This window comes from Gilvimarinus agarilyticus (assembly GCF_000832015.1).
GTDB classification, from domain to species: Bacteria; Pseudomonadota; Gammaproteobacteria; order Pseudomonadales; family Cellvibrionaceae; genus Gilvimarinus; species Gilvimarinus agarilyticus.
Genome location: NZ_JXCJ01000001.1, coordinates 1255798 through 1276890, shown reverse-complemented (window position 1 = coordinate 1276890; position 21093 = coordinate 1255798). Strand labels below are relative to the sequence as shown.

The following is a 21093-nucleotide window of genomic DNA, read 5'->3' as shown; positions in this document are numbered from 1 at the left end:
GGTATTAAATCGAGCCAAGCGCAGCGCCGCACAAGCGGTAAAACCAAATGCGGCGGCCCAGCCAACCTTACCTAAGTCAGCCAACCCCCAGTTAAAAATGACAAGCGCTGGCGCCACACCAAACGACACCATATCGGCCAGACTGTCGTATTGCTCTCCAAAGGCGCTGGAGGTATTGGTCATTCGGGCAACACGCCCATCCAGGCCATCGAACACCATCGATACAAAGATCGCGATAGCCGCCACCTCAAATCGCCCGTGCATGGCCGAGATAATGGCGTAAAAGCCACTAAATAGCGCCGCTGTGGTAAATAGGTTGGGCAGCAAGTATACGCCGCGGTGGCGCACCTTCTTATCGCCCTCCTGAACTTCCTCGACATGCTCATCAAACGGAAGCAGACTATCGGCCTCTTGCTCGTCAACTGACTTTTCCGATTCTTGACTCATACAAACTCATCTCGCCGGCTGAAAACATTAGCGTAACACATAAACGACAAACCCCTGCGCAAGGCAGGGGTTTGCGGTCAGGAGCATAGCTCCCGGCATAGCAGAGCGCGACTTAGTTTTTAGACTTGTCGACGATCTTGTTAGCTTGGATCCAAGGCATCATGGCACGCAGTTTTTCACCCACTTGCTCGATGGGGTGAGCGGCGTTGTTGCGACGATTGGCCGTCATTGACGGATAGTTGTGCGCACCTTCAGCAACAAACATCTTGGCGTACTCGCCGTTTTGGATACGCTTAAGCGCATTACGCATCGCCGCGCGAGACTCTTCGTTGATCACCTCTGGGCCGGTTACGTATTCGCCGTACTCAGCGTTGTTAGAGATGGAGTAGTTCATGTTGGCGATGCCGCCTTCGTACATCAGGTCAACAATCAGCTTCAACTCGTGCAGACACTCGAAGTAAGCCATCTCAGGCGCGTAACCCGCTTCGGTCAGGGTTTCAAAGCCCATTTTAACCAGCTCTACCGCGCCACCACACAGAACCGCTTGCTCACCAAACAGGTCAGTTTCGGTTTCGTCTTTAAAGGTAGTCTCGATGATACCGGTACGGCCACCGCCCACGCCTGAAGCGTAAGACAACGCAACGTCTTTGGCCTTGCCAGAGGCGTCCTGGAAGATCGCGATTAGATCGGGGATACCACCACCTTTGGTGAACTCGGTACGTACAGTGTGGCCAGGTGCTTTAGGGGCAACCATGATCACATCCAGATCTTTGCGTGGCACGATTTGGTTGTAGTGAATCGCAAAGCCGTGGGCGAAGGCCAAAGTAGCGCCCTCTTTTAGGTTTGGCTCGATCTCTTCTTTATACAGCTGCGCCTGAAACTCGTCAGGAGTCAGCAGCATAACCACTTCAGCGCCAGCTACGGCTTCGGCTACTTCGCTTACCTTTAAGCCGTGAGCTTCAGCTTTAGCAACCGAAGAAGAACCTTTGCGCAAGCCAACAGTGACGTTAACGCCAGAGTCGTTCAGGTTACAGGCGTGGGCGTGGCCCTGTGAACCGTAACCGATGATGGCAACTTTTTTGCCCTGGATGATCGACAGATCACAGTCTTTATCGTAGTAAACCTGCATAGCAGACTCCTGTAGAAAATAGGTGAGTAGAAAAATCCCATGCAGTTTAGTCAATACACAGCGTTACGTAAAATGATATATTCGCAACTTTATATTGCAAAATACGCAACAGAACTTTGCTATGGATATACACAAGCTGAAACTATTTACCGCCCTGGCCTCGGCCGGGCACTTTGGGCGCGCTGCCAGCACCTGCCATGTCAGCCCCTCTACCGTTAGCCGCAATCTCAAGCAACTGGAGGAGGAGCTGGGCACCGAGCTGGTGCTGCGCGATAACCGCTCGGTCGCTCTGACCGAGCAAGGGCAGCAGTTTTTGCAGTTTGCCAGGGAAACATTACAGCAGTGGGAAACCTTTCAAGAGTCATTATTGGCGGGTGCCAATGAGCTGCGCGGCCAGCTGAGTCTGTACTGCTCAGTCACCGCCAGCTACAGCTTCTTGTACGATATTCTCACCGAGTTTCGCCCCCGCCACCCCGGCATTAATATCAAATTGCACACCGGCGACCCGGCTCAGGCGATCGAGCGCATTACCCTCGGATTAGAAGATGTTGCCATCGCCACGCGCCCTGAGCGCTTGCCGGCCGGGCTCGACTTTAAACCCATCGCTCATTCGCCGCTGGTGTTTATCGGCCCGGTCGATCAGACACACCTTGGCGGTAAACCGAGCCAGTGGCGCGACTTGCCAATGATTATTTCGGAGGACGGCCTGGCCCGGGAACGCTTTAATGCCTGGTGCCAAAAGGAAAACCTCACCCCCAATATTTACGCAGAGGTTAAGGGCAACGAAGCGATTGTGAGTATGGTGAGCTTAGGATTTGGGGTAGGCTTGGTGCCACAGATTGTGCTGGACAATAGCCCACTGCAACAACAGGTAAAACGACTGCCCGATCAGCCGGACATGGGGCCTTTTGAAACAGGAATTTGCGTGCTGGAAAAGCGTTTAAAGAGCCCGATTGTGGCGGCGCTGTGGGCACAAATAAACAGCTAGAAAGGAGAGCCGCGCCGGCGAACTTACCGCTCGCCGGCGCGGAGGTTACAAGCTCAGAACTTTTTCACCACGGGCGATGCCCGATACGCCAGAGCGCACCACCTCGAGAATCGAGGCGTCACCCACCGACTGCAAGAAAGCGTCGAGCTTATCGCTCGTGCCGGTGATTTGGATGATGTACAAGCTCGCGGTTACATCGACGATTTGACCCCGAAAGATATCGACGCAGCGCTTGATCTCGGCGCGCTGGGCGCCGGCGGCCTTCACCTTGATCAGCATCACTTCGCGCTCAATATGAGCACCCTCGGTTAAATCTACCAGCTTAACCACATCAATCAGCTTGTTTAAGTGCTTGGTGATCTGCTCAATTTTATGGTCGTCACCCACGGTGGTAAGTGTCAACCGAGACAAGGTTTCATCTTCGGTTGGTGCTACCGTGAGCGATTCGATGTTGTAACCACGCTGGGAAAACAAACCCACCACGCGAGAGAGCGAGCCGGGGGCGTTTTCCATCAGTACAGAAATAATTCGTCTCATGTTATGTGCGCTCCGTCTTGCTTAACCACATGTCGCGCATGGCCGCACCGGCCACCTGCATGGGGTATACATGCTCAGAGGTGTCTACCGAGATATCCATAAAGACCACTCGGTCCTTCATGGCAAAGCACTCTTCCATTTTTGCCTTTAGCTCTTCTTTTTTGGTCACGCGAATGCCCACGTGACCATAAGATTCAGCCAACTTAACAAAGTCGGGCAAAGAGTCCTCGTACAAACTCTCCGAGTAACGGCTGGAGTACTGCATATCCTGCCACTGACGCACCATGCCCAGCGCCTGGTTATTTAGGCAAATAATCTTAATCGGTAAGTGGTACTGGGTGCAGGTAGAGAGCTCCTGAATACACATCTGGATACTGCCTTCACCGGTCACACAGGCAACCACCGCGTCGCGATCGGCCATTTGTGCACCCATAGCCGCTGGCAAACCAAAACCCATGGTGCCCAGGCCACCCGAGTTAATCCAACGGCGCGGCTTATCAAACAGATAGTACTGCGCGGTAAACATCTGATGCTGACCAACGTCCGAGGTCACGTAAGCGTCACCGCCGGTAACTTCGTGCAAGGTTTTAATGACGTCTTGCGGCATGATTTTTTCGCCGCTGTTGTCGTAACGCGGGGCGGTGTACAAACCGTGACGCTCGCGCCACTCGTTGATCTGCGTCCACCAAGAGGCAATAGCGCCTTCCTCGGGCTTCTCTTCGCCCTCTAAGATCAGCGCCAGCATTTCACTTAACACGCTCTCAACCGAGCCCACAATCGGGATATCGGCGGTCACCGTTTTAGAGATAGACGCCGGATCGACATCCACGTGAATAATTTTAGCGTTAGGGCAAAACTGCTTAACGGCGTTGGTCACGCGGTCGTCAAAGCGCGCGCCCACGGCAAAAATCACGTCGGCGTGGTGCATGGCCATATTGGCCTCGTAGGTGCCGTGCATACCCAGCATCCCCAAAAACTGGGGGTCGGTGCCGGGATAGGCGCCAAGCCCCATCAGGGTATTGGTAACCGGGTAATTCAGCTTTTTAGCCAAGTTGGTTAATAACTCTGAACCATTGCCCTGCACCACCCCACCGCCGGCATAAATCACCGGGCGACGGGCCTCAAGCAGCAATTGCGCGGCTTTTTTAATTTGCCCGGCATGGCCGCGCGTGGCCGGTGTGTACGAGCGGATCTTAACCTTCTCGGGATACTCGTACGGGAAGGTCTCAAACGGGCTGGTCAAGTCTTTAGGCACATCGATAACCACCGGACCGGGGCGGCCAGAGCGGGCGATGTAGTAAGCTTTTTTAACCACCTCGGGAATTTCGCTCGGGTGCTTAATCATAAAGCTGTGCTTGACGATCGGGCGCGATATCCCAACCATGTCGGTTTCCTGGAAAGCATCTTCGCCAATCAGGTGGCTCATGACCTGGCCTGAGATCACTACCATCGGAATCGAATCCATATAGGCAGTAGCAATACCGGTGATGGCGTTGGTCGCGCCCGGGCCCGAGGTCACCAGTACGGTGCCCACTTCGCCGGTGGCGCGGGAGTATGCGTCGGCCGCGTGTGTCGCGGCTTGTTCGTGGCGCACTAAAATGTGCTGAACGTCTTGTTGCCGGAAAATGGCGTCGTAAATATGCAGTGCTGCGCCGCCCGGGTAGCCGAACAGGTATTTAACCCCTTCGTCCCGCAGCGAGCGAATGAGCATATCGCCGCCTGATAGCATTTCCACGTTGTATCCCCTTTTAATACAGCTGGTCTCAACAGAATGCGCCCACTATACCAAAGACCACGGCAGAAAGGCCGCGCCTGATAGTGGAGCCATAAAAGAATTCAGTAGATTCCCCAAGTTACGCGCTTGTAGCGGTGGCGGTTTCTTGGGCAGGCGGCATCGGTGGATGCGCCTACGCGGTGCGGATGGTTCAACAAGCGGGTGACCTGCTGGACGTAGCGTGAAACACCGAGGTTGTCGGCAGAGCTTACGGGCCATCTAGCGAACTCGCTATTCTCCCAACTTGACCATTTTTGTCAAGTATTTAGGGGGCTCTTATAAACGATTCGCGAGCAAAAAATCCCGCGGGCGACCGACTCAGTCACATTTTGCAACACGGAGTTTTCCGCCAACCGGCAATAAGCGGTATAGTGGACGGGATAACAACGCACTTTAAGGTGGCATTATGTACAAAATTTTCGGTCGCACACTGGGCTTGCTGGCACTGGTGGGTGCATTTGGCAGCACTCAGGTTTTTGCCGATACGTTTTACAAGTGGACGGACGAGGAAGGCGTTGTACATTTTGGTACCCGGCCGCCCAGCGGCAAACAAAGCACCGCCATTCAGCCCAAAACGGGCCATAGCGAGCCGGTAAACTACGACCATTTTGCCAGCGACGATGAGCAGGCCGCCGCCAGGCAGCAGCAAACGGCCACACAAGACAAGGCCAATAAAGACCCGGAGCGCTGTAAAGTAGCCCAGAGCAACCTGGAGATTTTAAATCGCGGAGGACGGGTGCGCGAGCCAACCGACGACGGCAGCTTTATCTATTTAAGCGAAGAGCAAAAAGCCGAGCGCATCGAGCAAGCGCAAGAGGCAGTAGACGAATCCTGCTAATGGATAAACGTCACACACAAAAAGCCCCGGTAACACCGGGGCTTTTTTATAGCCAACCTTTACACACAAGGCCGCTTAGTGAGGCTTAGCCGCCGAGAAAACGATGTTACCGCCAGCCAACTCCGCCTGTATCACATCCCCCGGAGCAAACTTACCGGCCAAAATCTCCTGCGCCAAGGGGTTTTCGATCGACTGCTGAATCGCTCTTTTGAGGGGGCGCGCTCCGTACACAGGGTCAAACCCGGCCTCGGCTAGCTTATCCATAACCGCATCGCTTAAATCCAGTGACAGGTCTTTATCGGCCAAGCGCTTGGCGAGCAGCCCTACCTGAATATCGGCAATGCCACGTATTTGGGCCTGCCCCAGCGGATGGAACACCACCGCCTCATCCACCCTGTTAATAAACTCGGGCCGAAAGTGCTGCCCCACCACCTCCATAACGGCCGCCTTCATGGCCGCGTAACGGTTTTCGTTGTCCACCGAGTCGGCCAGCTGGCCGGTCGCATCGAACGAAACGGTATCGAAGGATTTATCTTCGGCCAGATCCTGAATGCGATCGGAGCCTAAGTTGGAGGTCATTACCACCACGGTATTGCGAAAATCTACCGTACGCCCCTGCCCATCAGTGAGGCGGCCATCGTCCAACACCTGCAGCAAAATGTTAAAGACATCCGGGTGCGCTTTTTCAATTTCATCCAGCAGCAATACCGAATAGGGCTTACGTCGCACCGCCTCGGTAAGATAACCACCCTCTTCATAGCCCACGTAGCCTGGAGGCGCCCCAATTAAGCGGGCGACCGAATGTTTCTCCATAAACTCCGACATATCGATGCGTACTAACGCGTCTTCGGTATCAAACAAAAACGTCGCCAGCGCTTTACACAGTTCGGTTTTACCCACACCGGTAGGGCCCAAAAACAAAAACGAGCCGTTGGGCCGGTTGGCATCCGATAGCCCCGCCCGCGAGCGGCGCACGGCATTAGATACCGCCACCACGGCTTCCTCCTGACCAATCACCCGCTGGTGCAGCGCCTGCTCCATTTTTAACAGCTTTTCGCGCTCACCCTCGAGCATTTTGCTCACGGGGATACCGGTCCACTTGCTGACCACCTCGGCAATCTCTTCATCCCCGACGCGGTTGCGCAGCAGGGTCATCTCCATCATGTCGACCTGGCTGGCCATATCCAGTTGTTTTTCCAACTCGGGGATAATGCCGTATTGCAGCTCAGACATGCGGCCTAAATCACCGGCCCGGCGCGCGGCCTCTAAATCCAGACGCGCCTGCTCGAGGTTGCTTTTAATCTCTTGCGAGCCGTGCAAGGCGGCTTTCTCGCTGCGCCAAATCTCTTCTAGCTCGGCGTAATGACGCTCCAGCTGGTCGATGTCGGCTTCAATTTTTGCCAGGCGCTTGCGACTGGCTTCATCGTCGTCTTTTTTCACCGCTTCGCGCTCGATTTTAAGCTGAATCAGACGGCGCTCTAAGCGATCCATCTCTTCCGGCTTAGAGTCAATCTCCATACGAATGCGGCTGGCCGCCTCATCGATTAAATCGATGGCTTTATCGGGCAACTGCCGGTCGGTAATATAGCGCTGGGACAGCTTAGCCGCCGCAATAATCGCCGAGTCGGTAATGTCGACACCGTGGTGCACTTCGTAGCGCTCTTTTAAACCGCGCAGTATCGCTATGGTGTCCGCCTCAGAGGGCTCATCCACCAGTACCTTCTGAAAGCGGCGCTCAAGCGCGGCGTCCTTCTCGATAAATTTTCGGTACTCATCCAGCGTGGTGGCGCCCACGCAGTGCAGCTCACCTCGGGCAAGAGCAGGCTTGAGCATGTTGCCCGCGTCCATAGAACCTTCGGATTTACCGGCTCCCACCATGGTGTGCAACTCATCGATAAACAGAATCACCCGGCCTTCTTGCTTGCCCAGCTCGTTCATTACCGCTTTTAACCGCTCTTCAAAGTCGCCGCGAAACTTAGCGCCGGCCAGCAGGGCGCCCAAGTCGAGTGACAGTAAACGCTTGTTTTTCAGCCCCTCGGGTACCTCGCCATTCACAATGCGCTGAGCCAGCCCTTCGACGATAGCCGTTTTACCTACACCCGGTTCGCCAATGAGTACTGGGTTGTTTTTTGTGCGCCGCTGCAACACCTGAATGGTGCGGCGGATTTCATCGTCCCGGCCAATCACCGGGTCGAGTTTGCCCGCCTCGGCACGCGCGGTTAAATCCAACGTGTACTTATCCAGCGCCTGGCGGTTGCCCTCGGCATCGGCGTCGTCCACTGTCTCGCCGCCACGCACCGCTTCTACCGCTTGCGCCAGACGTTCGGTGTTACCAAACTGCGCCAGCTGTTTACCTAACTCGGAGTCTTTGTCCTTCATGGTTGCCAGCAGCAACGACTCGCTAGAGACAAATTTATCGCCGGCTTTTTGCGCGTAGCGATCGGCCAAATTTAACAGCCGGCCAAGCTCGGGCGACATACGCACGTCACCCGATGGGTCTTGCACCCGAGCCTGACGATCGAGGGTTTTGTTTAACTCGTTGCGCAGGCCTTTTACGTCAAATCCCGCCTGGGTTAATAACGGTTGCACCGTGCTGCCTTGCTGATCAAGCAAAGCCAACAGCAAGTGCACCGGCTCCAGCTGGCTGTGGTCCCGGCCAACGGCCAGCGACTGCGCATCCGACAGGGCCAGCTGCAATTGATTGGTTAGTCGATCTATTCGCATTGATCATTCCTCGCATTGCCATACCGAGCCCAGCACAGGMGCGGCGCCAAACAAACTCTAAAACCCACAAAAGCTTCGTGGTTATTTAATAAGGGCGCCGCGCGCTATATCAAGGTACGCGGCAAACCAATTCACGCAATTTAACCCCTTACCCAGCCCCCTGCTAAGCCTAATCAAGATTCGCCGTATCGCCAGTAGCGCTGCCACATTTGATCACAATTGAGCGCCAGGCTGCCTTAATTGCATCACAGCTCTGCCCGGTTTGTTTTGTGTAATAACGCCTGAAGCAAGCACACAACCTCTATCAGGAGCAGCACTATGAAAAAAGCACTTCTCGCCAGCGCCATCGTTGCCACTACCACCGTTACCTCGCTCGACACCCAGGCCGTTAGCCTTGAGACCAAACAAGCCGGCGTCGCTACCGGCGGCTTATTGGCCGGCGCACTGATCGGCGGGCCAGCGGGATTACTCGCCGCCTTTGTCGGCACCATTTACGTAAGTGAACAAATGGAAAACAACGCCGAGGCCGCCGCGCTGGAGCAAAAATGGTTAGCCTCCCAGCAAGAGCTAAAGCATATGACTCATCAGCTGCAGGCGGCACACAGCACTATCGACAATTTTGAAACCATCACGCTCGATCAGCTGGAGCTGCAAGTGATGTTTAAAACCGGCGAAGATCAATTAAGCCCGCAAAACACCAGCGCGTTAAATACCTTGGCTAAATTTTTAGTGGAAAACCCCGAGCTCTCGATACAACTCGATGGCTACGCCGACCCGCGGGGCACCGATGAGTACAACAATGTGCTGTCGCAGTATCGCGCGCGCAGCGTGCTGGAGGCACTGGTTGCCGCCGGCGTATCTGAGCAACGGGTAGAAATCATGGCGCACGGCGCCAGCTCCACTAAGGCAACCCCCGGCGACACGGAAACCTATGCTCTGGAGCGCCGGGTGGACATCCAGATCATCAACCCCGCCGGGCAAAAAGCGTTAGCACTCGCGCACTAGATGCCGTTCGGGCATCCTTTGCTCTAGACTCCCTCTTGGGCGGTACCCGCCGCCCTTTTTTTGTATCCCCCCGTCTGTCCTACCGCGCCGCCATCGTAGAATTTACAAATAAATGTATTTAGCGCCAGCATTCGCAGCTCCGCGCCGCACTATCGCCTTATAAAACCCGCCGTGACGTCACGCTGGCCGTGGCATAGGGTTTGCTATACCTTCTTGACTAAGGGAGCCGGGCTAAGACATTGATCAATTCGCTGACAGCCGGCGCAACGATAAAACCAAATACGGATTGACCCGCGCGAGATACCACTATGAGCACTTCAAGACAGCCTGCCCTGCGCCGACACCTAACTCGCTGGCCGTTATGGCTAAGCACCAGCATCTTACTCGCGCTAGTGAGCGGCTGCTCTAACCAGCCGCAGCCAGCCAATGATATCGGCCGGACTTACGTGCCTTATGAAAGCGCCACCAGCGAACAAGCCCCAGAGCAAGGCGGCTCTGGCTTGACCCGCGAAGCGGCCGGCGGCGGCAAGGTGATCGATGCGCCGGAGGGGATTCCCGACGTAAAGCCCACTGTGGTGTCTTACACGGACTATAACGACCCTCTTATCAGTGTTAACCGGGCTATATTCGCGTTTAACGACTTCTCGTATCGCTATGTTCTTATCCCGCTTGCTAATGGCTACGTAAAAGTATTGCCATTACCCGTACGCAACAGCGTGACCAACTTTTTCTACAACTTAAAGTCTCCCATTTATCTGGTAAACAACGCTCTGCAACTCGAGGGCAAGCTCGCCTGCCGCAATCTGGCGCGCTTTCTAATTAACTCTACCTTAGGTATTGCCGGATTGTTTGATCCGGCCGAAGCCTGGTTTGGCCTGGAGCGCGCCGAGGCTCACTTTGATGACACCCTGATCGCCTGGGGCGCCGACTACGGCATGTACATTGTGCTACCTCTTCTGGGCCCTTCCGACTTACGAGACGGTGCCTCGGCCATCACCGATTACTTTTTAAACCCCATTAACTATTTACTGGACGAGCCCGAGCGTTTTGCGGTGCGCTCCGTCGACTATTTACAAGATTACGCCAGCGATGCCGAGCGCTACAAAGCGCTGTACGACAAAAGCGATGATCCCTACATTCTGTTCCGTAACCTGTACTTGCAAAGCATTATGAGGGACGCCGATTATGAATAAGCGCATCGCGCAGTTTTTAGTCGAGCGCCATAAGCTGGTGCTGCTGGTATTCGTAATGATCACGGCGGTGCTTGGCTATCAGGCCCTCAATTTTAAAATAGACGCCTCGGCCGACACCTTGCTAACCAAGGGCAATAAGCTCTATTTGCAAACGCAAGTCATGAACGAGCGCTTCTCACCTCAAGAGTTTTTGCTGATTGCCTACAAGCCCAAAAACCACGACGTGATAAGTGAACGCACCTTTGATGACATTGGCTCGCTGAGCAAACAATTGAGCCAAATAAAGCGGGTAGACTCGGTGCGCTCGATACTTAACGTCCCCCTGCTAAGCCTGGCCGACGGCGGTTTAAGCGCCGATAACGCCACGCAAAAATGGACCATCGAACAAAACGACTTTCCTGCCGATGAGCTAAAGCAGCTTTTTAAAGATCATCCCATCTACGAAGATTTGGTGATCAACCAACCGCAAACCGCTACCGCGCTGCAGGTACTCTTTAAGCCCAACACCAAGCTGAAAAAGATCGACAGCGAGATTACCGCCCTGCAGGAGCAGGCACTAAATGGCGAGCTAAGCGAGCAAGACCAACGGCAACTTGAGCAACTACAGGCCGAGGCAGAACCTCTGGCGCGCGAGCTAACCCGCCAGCGCAACAGTGAGATTGCGCACATACGTGAACTGATAAAGCCGTTTGAAGCGGACGCCGAGCTGTACCTGGGTGGCGCACACGTGCTGGGTTATCAGTTAATTAACATCATCAAAAGTGACTTAACCATTTTTGGCGGCGCCATTGCCGCAATGATTTGCCTGGTGCTTTTTGTTGTGTTTGGCAAAATCCGCTGGGTGGCGATCCCGGTAGTGTGCTGTGTCAGCAGTGTGGTGTGCACCGTGGGTTTGTTCGGCTTGCTGGGGCTTAAGGCGACGGTTATCTCCTCTAATTTTATTGCTTTGCAGCTAATTTTAACCCTGGCGATTGTGGTGCATTTAATTGTGCAATACCGCGAATACAGCAACGCCAACCCCGACTGGGAGCAAAAACAACTCATCATTGAAACCTTTGCCCGTAAAGTTCAGCCGTGCTTTTACGCCGGCATCACCACCTCTATTGGCTTTGCTTCATTGGTTTTTACCGACATCCAGCCGGTTATTAGCTTTGGCTGGATGATGATTATCGCCATGGCACTATCTATTGCTGTGAGCTTATTACTGTTCCCCTCGATTTTGGCGCTGCTAAAACGCGAAACGGCCGGCAAAAAATCACGCTGGGCCAGCAAGTTGCTAACAGCCAACGCCAACTGGATTCAAAAACACCCTCGCTGGCCCGTGGTGGCAAGCTTAGTCGTGTTAATGTTTGGCGGGTCCGGCTTGTTTTTTCTAAGCGTCGAAAACAGTTTCATCAATTATTTTCGTGACTCCACCAAAGTCCACCAGGAGCTTAGCTTTATCGACCAGGAGTTTGGCGGCTCGACCCCACTGCAGTTGATTTATACGCTACCTGAACAATCCGGAGATACCGATTTAGAGTTCACAGCCCGCGACATTCAAACCATGCAGTTAATGCAAACCGCCCTCGAAAACCACAAGGGCGTAGGTGACACACTCTCGGTGGTTAACTTTACCGAGCTGGCGCAACAAATTAACGATGGCAAGCCACTGACCGAGTACGAACTTAACGCGGTTTACTGGAGCATGGACGAGAGATTAAAAAACGACTTACTGGGCTCTTACTTTAACGCCGATGAGCGACAGGTGCGTATCAGCACCCGCATTCAGGACACCACCGAGGGGCTCAACCGCGCCGATTTACTCGCCGGCATTCGTGCCGACATGGAAAAACTCGAAATCCCCGAAGACCGATACCTTCTGACCGACTTATTTGTGTTGTACCAAAATATTTTAGATAAGCTGTTTCGCTCGCAGATCTTGGCGCTGGGCATTGTCTATGTACTATTACTGTTGGCGTTTTGGGTGCTGTTTCGCTCGTTTAAAATTGCCTTAATTGGCATTACACCCAACGTACTTACCACGGTGGCGGTGTTGGGCTTTATGGGCTGGATGGCAATACCGTTGGATTTAATGACGATCACGATCGCCTCAATCGCCATGGGCATTGCGGTAGATGACACGATACATTACATCCACCGCTACCGCGAAGAACTGGCTGAGGGCGATGGCGCCCACGCGCTGGAGCGCAGCCACCTGAGCGTGGGCTGCGCGCTGCTGTACACCACCACCATTATCACCTTAGGTTTTTTATTATTGGTGTTTTCCGACTTTGTACCCAGCGTACAGTTTGGCTTGCTTACCAGCCTGGCCATGGTCATCGCATTACTCACAGACTTAACGCTATTACCGGTGTTGCTTAAGCGCTTTATTAAAAGCGCTTAAGCAACTCAGGCCCATCGGGTCACGTACCGATCACGCCGCCATCGTTTTTGGTGACGACCACAGTGGTCGAGCGTGGCCGGCTTTTACCGTCTGATGCGGGATAACTAAGCCCCGGATGCTGCACGTTAAACCACAAGGTAGTGCCATCAGGTGTGCCAGTCAGCCCGGTTATCTCACTGCCCACCGGGCCGGTCATAAAGCGACGCACCTGCCGGGTAACCGGGTCGGCACATAGCAGTTGATTCATGCCCTGCCCCAAATAGGGCTCCTCCAGCTCGTCGTAATCGGTGCCAATCCACAGGCGCCCATCACGGTCAAACCACAAACCATCGGGGCATGAAAAGCGGTCGCCCTCAAGCGGCACTATCTGATTTTTAGCATCAGGTGCACTGAGGGTTGGGCCGGCCAACAAAAACAACTCCCACTCGAAAGTCAACGAGGCTGGATGCTGACCATGCTCGCGCCAGCGCAAAATTTGCCCGTGGTGATTATCGGCGCGGGGGTTGGCAGCATCCACCGCCTGGCGCTCTGTACTGCCGCGCTCGTCGTTGTTGGTAAGGGCAACGTAGCCGTCAGTCGATTGCGGGTGCACAGCGACCCACTCGGGCCTATCCATTGGGGTCGCACCCACCACATCCGCCGCGCCGCGCAGGTTAATCAACACATCCGCCTGAGTATGAAAACCGCGCTGCGCCGTTAAACCGTTTTGCCCCTGCACGAGTGCACGCCACTCGCCGCTACCGTCAGCGTGATAAACCGCGCAATAAACGGTGCCTGAATCTAAAAGGCGGCGGTTAGCGCTGGGGTTGCTCGGGTCGTACTTACCATCGGGAACAAATTTATAAACATACTCGCCACGGGTATCGTCACCCGAATAAAACGCTAAGCTGCCGTCAGTGGCCTGGACACAGGTGCAACCTTCGCGCACCAAGCGGCCCAACGCGGTACGCTTAACGGGGGTTGCACTGGGGTCGAAGGGGTCAAACTCGACCACCCAGCCAAACCGGTTGGGCTCGTTAACAAAACCTCCGTAAGGCAAGCCGGGTTTAAAAGTCGCATCAAAACGCTCATCGACCGACTCCCAGTAATACTTGTGGCTGTGAGCGCCGGCGGCAATCCCATAACGCTGATGACTGGGGCGCTTCTTCCAATCCTCCTGGTCGCCGTTTACAAAATAGTTCTTCCAGTTTTCTTCACAGGTTAAGTAGGTGCCCCAGGGAGTCACCCCCATAGAGCAATTGTTTAACGTGCCCAGCACCCGGGTTCCGGTAGGGTCTTGCGCGGTTTTCATCGCGTCGGTAGCCGCCGCTGGCCCACTAATATCCATTGGCGTATTCGCGCTCAACCGGCGGTTATAGCGAGAGGGCAACACCTGTTGCCACTGTCCGTCACTGCGCTTTATCTCAATCACACTAACGCCGTGAGCGGCCTGCTCTTTAGCAACTTCTTGCGCGGGGCGTTGCTTGCTGCCGTCGGCGGCGGTAGTAACCGTAGGGCCACTCGGGTGCAGAGTATCGTTACTGTACTCGTGGTTAATGACCAGCAGCCCGTGCTCGTTGGGTGCATCCGAGAAAGGAAAAAAATGCATACCATCGTGGTTTTGACCAGCTTGCAGAATTTGATCGGCCGCACTGTTACTGGCGTCTTGCTGCCAAGCAGGCGAGCCCTCTAAAACCGCGTCCCCCCAGCTGTAAAACGCGCGCGCTGTGTAGCCCTGTGGCACCGTCACTGTATCGACACTGGCGCCTATCGCGGCTGGCACCGGAGTAAACCCAATATCCGGCCGCAGAGTATCGTTAAAGATGTTACGGCCGCTGGTATTGGCGCAGCCACTTAACGAAAAAGGCCCGGCGAGACTCGCCAGGCAAAGCGACATTGAGCCTGTAGCCAGCTTGCGCCGGCTGCAGGTGAGCGCCCAAAGAGACTCGTTATCTGCGGGGTTGACCGCGATGTCATCGATATCGGCAACACCTTGAGCGGTCAAATCCGCCTGCAAGCTGTTGCCATTTTTTAAGAAGAACCGTTTACTCAAGGCCCAGCTCCTCGGCAATCGCCTGCCAACTTACCGCTTTAAAATTTTGCGGCTGTTCGGGCATCACATTGTGACCATCTTGCGCCACAAAAGCGCCCGACTCGAATCCCTGCCCGAGAGAGCGATGCGTCACTTCCAGACCATCGGTCTCGGATACGCCATCGATACCGGCAGCGGTATTTGCGCCAACGCGAAATTTACCCAGCGTGCGGTAAGGTGCCTGGCTTTCCAGCACCAGATAGGTATTGTCCCCCTGACTGGAGACGATCAGATAGCGGCTGTTGCTGGCAGGGTAAAGCGCTAAACCTTCAACGTCGTCGGCCAACTCGGCGTCGATCATTTTTACCGGCTCTAGGTTTGCGGCGGCATCGGCTTTGGCCGATAACGCCCAGATGCCGACATCTTCTTCACCGACAAACAACTGGCCTCGGACATCATCGGCCACACAACCTTCTGGTTGCGTGTCAACGCTAAACTCGCGCACTTTTTTACCAGTTACCTTGCCATCATTAACCGCTAACAGGAACTGCTCAAAGCGCCCGCTTTTGCCGTTGGCAATGGCGTAGAAGTCATCGGCGTCTTGGTACATACACAAGCCATAGATTTCGTCTAAACCGGTGGAAACCTCGGCGCGATGAGTGAGCTCACCGGTTGCGGCATCAATGTGATAAACCGAGAGCGAGTTGTGGTCACGCTGACTGGCCACAGCGATATCGCCGGTGCTACTGCCCCAGTTAAAGCCGTAACGCAAATCGACATTGTTTAACCGGCCCGTCGGCAACAGCTGCATTTGCTTGCCGTTCATATCGTAAGACAGTAGGCCGTGCTTTTTATCGGTACCAATAATACGGCTCGCGGCGGGCTCGTTTGGGTTTACCCAAATGGCCGGGTCATCAGCGGCATCACCAAAGCGCGCCACAGGCTCTGTTTGCAAAGTCGCCATAACGCTCGGCAAGCTGGTTGGCACAACGGCCTGCAACTGTTTGCTGTCAAAGCCTTGCGGTAACGCCCAATGGTTACGGTGAATTAAACCACTGTCGTCGTCGCGCACTAACGTGTGCAATTTATTATCGCTGCTCGAGTACCAGGCGCGCAGCCCCTCTAACTCACCAAGGCTTTCAAACTGACCCAACACCTTCCCTTTAAAACCATCGTCTGTCTTGGTATAAATAATCAGCTCTTGGCTATCGACACTAACGGCCAACACCGAGCGACCCACTACGGCTATGGTTTCACTGGCGCCGGCCAATGCGCCAAAAGGTACTGCCATATCCACCGCCCGGCGGCCGGCGGGCAACTCCGGGTCGGCCGGGTATTGCCAAATACCCACCCCCTCTTCGGTGGCGTACACGCTACCGGCATTATCGCTCGCACAACTGGTTACATTGGGAGCGATCGCCAACGTGCGCACCTTAACCGGATCAATCGGACCGCTACGATCAGCCATCAACCACTGCTCGGCACCACCGCGCTCGTCCACCACAAATATCGAAACATGACCATCATTGTTTTGGTCAAGGCACAGCGCTTCGGGTAAAAATTCCGGTGCGGCGGCTTGCGCGGCCACGACGACTGACTGTGTTTTGGACTCCACCCGCAGCAGTGTTGGTCGATACTCATCGCCTACAAACGTGGCGGCGTACACTGCACTGTCGGTCGCCATTACATCCAGCGACTCAGCCTGGGTAACATCCAGAGGCTTAGGGCTGGCATCGGCGGCGTACCAGTTTAGGGTGCCGGCATTATCCAGCAACAGGTATTGATTTTTGCTTAAAGGTGCTAAAGCCGCCGCCGAGACACTGCCCGGCAACTGATCTGTGGTGGCACAGGCGTTGATACTGGCCGAGGCCAGTAACACGCAAAAAATTCGAACTAGTTTCATGGTTAAGTCCTGTCGTTTTTATTCGCGACACCGGCCGCCCTACATGATTTTTTAGACGCCCGGTTGCTATTTACCGCGTATTAGAAGTTGGTAATGGTCAAACCCAACTTATAGGTCAAGCCGTAGGTTTCGTACTGGGCGTTATAGGACGCCTCATTGACGTAGGCGTAGTAAGGCTCATCGGTTAAATTAGCCGCCTCGAAGTACAGTTGCATACCCTCGGTTAAATAATAACGCGCCGAGAAATCCAGTTGCGTTTGCTCATCGACGTACACGTCTTGCACCGCATCGCTCACATCCTGAACTTCTAACAAATATTCAGATTTATAGTTGGCCGCTAAGCGCATGCTAAAGCGGCTGGCATCGTACCCGATAGAAAGGTTACCGGTAGTGTCAGATTGACTGGGCATAGCACTATCGCGCGAGACAACACCGCCGGCGTCTTCATCATAATAAGCCAGCGTGGCATCCGAATCCGAAAAGGTCGCATTGGCCGATAACAGCAAACCGTTAAAAGGCGCAGGCAGTGAAGTAAACTGCTTGGAGAACGCCAGTTCAACACCGTAGATCTCGGCCGAATCGCCGTTGGCGTAGGTAATGGCCTCGTCATAATCGGCGTACATCGGCGTGCCGGCCAAGTCCGTTTGATAAATAAAGTTATCGATGTCTTTGTAATACGCAAACGCAGAAACCACGCCAGCCAAGCCCATGTAATGCTCAATACCTACATCAATGTTGCTCGACTCCAGTGGCTCAAGCTCTGGGTTACCAAACTCGGCCTCTTCGTCATCGATAACAAAAAACGGCGCCAGCTGATCAAACGTAGGGCGCACCAGGGTATTGGTCCAGGAGGCCCGCAGCTGGGTGTTGTCTCCTAATGCATAGCGCGCATGCAACGACGGCAGCAGGTGGTCATATTGATTGTCGGCATTGTTGTCCTCGAAGTTGTCTCCGTCGTAGCGCGTACCCTGCGCACTAAAGTCGGTATCCTCGTAACGTACACCAGCCAACAAGCGCAAGTCGCCCAAGTCGATACGCCCCATCAGGTAAGCGGCCGAGACTTGCTCCGACACATCAAAGTCTTCAATCCGGGAATCTTCTTCAGAGTAAAACTCTGCCTGATCCAGACCCGAAACCGCATCGGCAACAGCGGCAGAGTTAATCCCCGGCCCAAAATTACCCAAAGTGTAATCCGGGTTTGATGCGGCGTAGGAGTTCATGGACAGCGCTTCATCGCTAAAGCCATACTCATCTAAATCTTCGTACACCCAGATCTCAACATCGCTGTCTTTATCGCGATCGCTGTACTTACCGCCAAACTTAACCATCGCCGAGCTCGCGCCAATAAAGAAATCTTTAGTGACGTCAAACTGCCAGCTGGTATCTGTGTCATTGGTGTTCGACTGCGCCAACTCGACTTCATCTAGCTCAAAGTTGTTGGCATCCGAAAATGACGCTGGCGTGTTCAAATTTGGAGCTGTCGTGTCGCTGAAGGATACGCCTTCAATATCATCGATGCTGGCAAAGGCCGCGCCGCCCAAATGTTGCGGCTCGTCTTCGCCGGATTCAGACAGTGCCACGCGATAATCAAAGGTCCAGCTGTCAACACGGGTACTCCCGCCGAGTGAGCTTGAGAGTATCTCTTGCGTCTCTGAGCGATCTTTTAGCTCGCGCGCCACTTCGGCGTTGGTTACATCACCGGCACCAACAGCATCTTCAAACTCGACTATATTGGACAAGCGCTGCTCGGAGTCGGTGTACTTACTGTACAGATTACGCCAGTAGAGGTCGGTGTTTTCCGACAGCTTATAATCGACGTTAAAAGTCATGCCCGAGCGCTCGCGCTCGATGGTGTAATCGCGCTGCTCGATTTCTTCCAGCAAAGCGGCGCCATCGTCAAAATCCCAGGCGCCACCGGTCTCTACGTTGTCTGAGCCAAACTGGCGGTCGTACCAACTCACGCCCGCGGCAATCCCTAAGTTATCCGTTCCGCTGCCAATGCTGAACTGGTCAGAGGCAGTCAGTGCCAGCTTGGGGCTGGTGTTATCGGTCAGCTCGTTGTAGCTGCCCTCAGCCGTAAATGAATAGAAATTTCCGTCGCGATCAAAAGCCGACAGACTTTGAATGTCAATACTGCCACCCAGAGCATTGGCATCCATATCCGGGGTTAGGGTTTTGGTTACCACTAAACCTTCAAGCAAGTCCGAGGGAATCACATCCAGCGCCACGGCGCGTCGTCCGCTGTCTGGCGACGGCAAGCTTACGCCATTAATGGTCACTGCATTGTAGTCGGGCCCTAAACCGCGAACCCGAACATATCGGCCTTCGCCCTGATCGCGCTCGATCGACAAACCCGGCAAACGCTGTAAGGCTTCCGACACATTGGTGTCTGGCAGCTGGCCGATGGCATCGGCCGACACCGCACTGACCACATTATCGGCCGAGCGCTGACGGTTCAGCGCCTTATTTAAACTACCCGCTTGCCCCAACACAATCACATATTCCTGCTCTGGGCGCTCGGGCGATATTTTAAAATTGGCAACCGTCGTTTGGTTGTCGGTGACCGTAATCTCGCGGGTCATGGTTTCGACGCCCAAGTAGCTCACGCTCAATGTGTATGAGCCAGGCTTAACACCAGACATCACAAAGCGACCATCGCGGGCCGTGACAGCCGTTTGGTTGAGCTCTTCAATTTTCACCCGGCTACCCTGCAAAGGCATACCGCTTATTTCGGCGGTAAGTTGCCCACTGATGCGCCCATCGGCAAAAGCGTTACCTGCCGCTAAAGCGCCTACCGCGCAAGCTAAGATATTGCGTGACCACTGTTTTGTGATACTGGATGTCCGACGGTTTTTATAAATCTGAGTCACAACCCTCTCCTGTGATGATAATCGTTAGTTGGCGCGCTTTGTTTGAACAAGCCAAGAGCGCACACCTCGTTGTTTGGTGCGCCGACGATAGAAAGTGAAAATGACAAGACTGTGACAGCAGCAAACCGTCGGCCGCGAAACAGCCACTCGGAAGGTTTTAAAAGCTCCTGCTGAGCTAAGCGGCCCCCCACACAAAGCCTTTTTGCGCGCCGCCACGGTACGAACCAACTTTTTTTACCCGCAGGCGAGCGATTGCCTGAGCCGATTTGCCCCCTTTAGCCACAGCAATTTAATTTCGCTTGGTTACGCTGCATGTCACAAAACCGTTACATTGAGCTGCTATAGACACCCTAACGATTGCGGGATGCTCACATGATTCGACTACATAAATGGAAGCTGCTCACAGTAGCTTTCATCACCAACATTACGATTGTCATTAGCCTTGCCGTAGGCGATGTAAAAAACTGGGGCGACATTGACTGGCTGGATATCGTCGGTGAAGGTGGTGTTTGCTTACTGGCAGCACTGTGGCTCGGGTTTACGTTAAACAGCCGCCCCAATGGCGCCGTCACCAACCTACTGGCCCTGGGGCTTGGATTAATTTTTGTCGGAACCTTTCAGGATTTACTCGACGAAATTATCGCCATCGATAAAGGCCTGTTCTTAAACAGTGGGCTAGAGTCGATCCTGATGCCCACCGGCTTAACCGTACTAACTTTTGGTTTATACCACTGGCACAAAGAGCAGCTGGTATTTTCCGAGCAACGCCGCAAGCGCGAGCAAGTGTTTCGCGAGTATCGCTTACAGGATGGTTTAACCGGACTTGGCGACGCGCGATTTTTACGCCGTCAATTAAGCGCTGCATTGCAACGCGCGCGCCACCAACAACAGCCGCTGGCGTTGGTTTTGCTGGACATCGATCACTTTGCCGCAACCAATCAACGTTTTGGTCACGCCGAAGGCGATCGTTTGCTACAAGAGTTGGCCGAGTTGATACTACTTAACTTGCGCCGCACCGATTTACTGTGTCGCTACGCCGGTGACCGTTTTGCCGTTGTGCTACCCAACACCGGCGAACTAATGGCACGAGAGATTACCGCCCAGCTCAGTCGGGCCATCGAGCACTTTGCCTACAAAACGGCGCAGCAGGGTGAAACCGTATACCAAAGTATTAGTGCTGGCATCAGCATCGCAGAAGACGACAAGGTCGACGCCCTAATCGAACGGGCCACCACACGATTACTGCAAGCCAAAGACAAAAAAAACGCACACAGCGTGGCCGCGTAGC

Annotated in this window: 14 protein-coding genes (1 of these 14 only partly in view); 6 read left to right on the top strand and 8 right to left on the bottom strand. The window is 54.2% G+C overall.

The window, feature by feature from the left end; all coding sequences use genetic code 11:
• Positions 1 to 447 carry the 5' end (the start) of a CDP-diacylglycerol--serine O-phosphatidyltransferase gene (pssA, locus tag SD69_RS05555; protein ID WP_084591493.1) on the bottom strand. Its footprint begins 453 nt before the window's first position, so only the first 447 of its 900 coding nucleotides appear in the window; it begins with the start codon at positions 445 to 447; its stop codon lies beyond the left edge, outside the window.
• 112 nt (positions 448 to 559) lie between these two features.
• Positions 560 to 1576, bottom strand: coding sequence for a ketol-acid reductoisomerase (ilvC, locus tag SD69_RS05550; protein WP_041522425.1), 1017 nt, complete (start codon positions 1574 to 1576; stop codon positions 560 to 562).
• A 121-nt stretch (positions 1577 to 1697) separates the two neighbouring features.
• On the opposite strand from ilvC, the gene ilvY reads away from it, so the two are divergent.
• Positions 1698 to 2564, top strand: coding sequence for an HTH-type transcriptional activator IlvY (ilvY, locus tag SD69_RS05545; RefSeq protein ID WP_041522424.1), 867 nt, complete (start codon positions 1698 to 1700; stop codon positions 2562 to 2564).
• 45 nt (positions 2565 to 2609) lie between these two features.
• On the opposite strand, the gene ilvN is transcribed toward ilvY, so the two are convergent.
• Positions 2610 to 3101: an acetolactate synthase small subunit gene (ilvN, locus tag SD69_RS05540; RefSeq protein ID WP_041522423.1), complete on the bottom strand. Its 492-nt coding sequence runs from the start codon at positions 3099 to 3101 to the stop codon at positions 2610 to 2612.
• 1 nt (position 3102) lies between these two features.
• Entirely contained in the window at positions 3103 to 4836 is a 1734-nt protein-coding gene (locus tag SD69_RS05535; protein ID WP_041522422.1) for an acetolactate synthase 3 large subunit, read from the bottom strand.
• Positions 4837 to 5281: 445 nt separating this feature from the next.
• Between SD69_RS05535 and SD69_RS05530 the strand changes: the two genes are divergently transcribed.
• Positions 5282 to 5713: a DUF4124 domain-containing protein gene (locus tag SD69_RS05530; protein ID WP_041522421.1), complete on the top strand. Its 432-nt coding sequence runs from the start codon at positions 5282 to 5284 to the stop codon at positions 5711 to 5713.
• Between the two features lie 75 nt (positions 5714 to 5788).
• Here the strand turns inward: SD69_RS05530 and clpB are convergent, their stop codons facing one another.
• On the bottom strand, positions 5789 to 8437 hold the full coding sequence (gene clpB / locus SD69_RS05525) for an ATP-dependent chaperone ClpB (RefSeq protein WP_041522420.1): 2649 nt from the start codon (positions 8435 to 8437) through the stop codon (positions 5789 to 5791).
• 318 nt (positions 8438 to 8755) lie between these two features.
• On the opposite strand from clpB, the gene SD69_RS05520 reads away from it, so the two are divergent.
• The 3 genes from SD69_RS05520 to SD69_RS05510 all read left to right on the top strand — a co-directional run bounded on the left by SD69_RS05520 (position 8756) and on the right by SD69_RS05510 (position 13021).
• Positions 8756 to 9442: an OmpA family protein gene (locus SD69_RS05520; protein WP_052480916.1), complete on the top strand. Its 687-nt coding sequence runs from the start codon at positions 8756 to 8758 to the stop codon at positions 9440 to 9442.
• A 308-nt stretch (positions 9443 to 9750) separates the two neighbouring features.
• Positions 9751 to 10635, top strand: coding sequence for an MlaA family lipoprotein (locus SD69_RS05515; RefSeq protein ID WP_052480915.1), 885 nt, complete (start codon positions 9751 to 9753; stop codon positions 10633 to 10635).
• The gene (locus tag SD69_RS05510; RefSeq protein ID WP_041522419.1) at positions 10628 to 13021 is read left to right on the top strand and encodes an efflux RND transporter permease subunit; all 2394 of its coding nucleotides are present in this window, start codon (positions 10628 to 10630) and stop codon (positions 13019 to 13021) included. Before SD69_RS05515 ends, SD69_RS05510 begins: the two co-directional genes overlap by 8 nt.
• A gap of 19 nt (positions 13022 to 13040) precedes the next feature.
• Here the strand turns inward: SD69_RS05510 and SD69_RS05505 are convergent, their stop codons facing one another.
• From SD69_RS05505 to SD69_RS05495, 3 genes are all read right to left on the bottom strand, one after another.
• Entirely contained in the window at positions 13041 to 15053 is a 2013-nt protein-coding gene (locus SD69_RS05505) for a PhoX family protein (protein WP_232301154.1), read from the bottom strand.
• Positions 15046 to 16935: a phytase gene (locus SD69_RS05500; protein ID WP_052480914.1), complete on the bottom strand. Its 1890-nt coding sequence runs from the start codon at positions 16933 to 16935 to the stop codon at positions 15046 to 15048. The genes SD69_RS05505 and SD69_RS05500 overlap by 8 nt, the downstream gene beginning before the upstream one ends.
• A gap of 80 nt (positions 16936 to 17015) precedes the next feature.
• Entirely contained in the window at positions 17016 to 19805 is a 2790-nt protein-coding gene (locus SD69_RS05495) for a TonB-dependent receptor (protein ID WP_084591492.1), read from the bottom strand.
• A 372-nt stretch (positions 19806 to 20177) separates the two neighbouring features.
• Between SD69_RS05495 and SD69_RS05490 the strand changes: the two genes are divergently transcribed.
• On the top strand, positions 20178 to 21092 hold the full coding sequence (locus SD69_RS05490) for a diguanylate cyclase (RefSeq protein WP_041522418.1): 915 nt from the start codon (positions 20178 to 20180) through the stop codon (positions 21090 to 21092).
• Position 21093 lies beyond the last annotated feature (1 nt).

Coding starts and splice junctions, on each gene's coding strand:
- SD69_RS05520 (WP_052480916.1), top strand. CDS start 8,756: ATGAAAAAAGCACTTCTCGCCAGCGCCATCGTTGCCACTACCACCGTT.
- ilvY (WP_041522424.1), top strand. CDS start 1,698: ATGGATATACACAAGCTGAAACTATTTACCGCCCTGGCCTCGGCCGGG.
- SD69_RS05515 (WP_052480915.1), top strand. CDS start 9,751: ATGAGCACTTCAAGACAGCCTGCCCTGCGCCGACACCTAACTCGCTGG.
- ilvC (WP_041522425.1), bottom strand. CDS start 1,576: ATGCAGGTTTACTACGATAAAGACTGTGATCTGTCGATCATCCAGGGC.
- SD69_RS05510 (WP_041522419.1), top strand. CDS start 10,628: ATGAATAAGCGCATCGCGCAGTTTTTAGTCGAGCGCCATAAGCTGGTG.
- clpB (WP_041522420.1), bottom strand. CDS start 8,437: ATGCGAATAGATCGACTAACCAATCAATTGCAGCTGGCCCTGTCGGAT.
- SD69_RS05530 (WP_041522421.1), top strand. CDS start 5,282: ATGTACAAAATTTTCGGTCGCACACTGGGCTTGCTGGCACTGGTGGGT.
- SD69_RS05490 (WP_041522418.1), top strand. CDS start 20,178: ATGATTCGACTACATAAATGGAAGCTGCTCACAGTAGCTTTCATCACC.
- SD69_RS05500 (WP_052480914.1), bottom strand. CDS start 16,935: ATGAAACTAGTTCGAATTTTTTGCGTGTTACTGGCCTCGGCCAGTATC.
- ilvN (WP_041522423.1), bottom strand. CDS start 3,101: ATGAGACGAATTATTTCTGTACTGATGGAAAACGCCCCCGGCTCGCTC.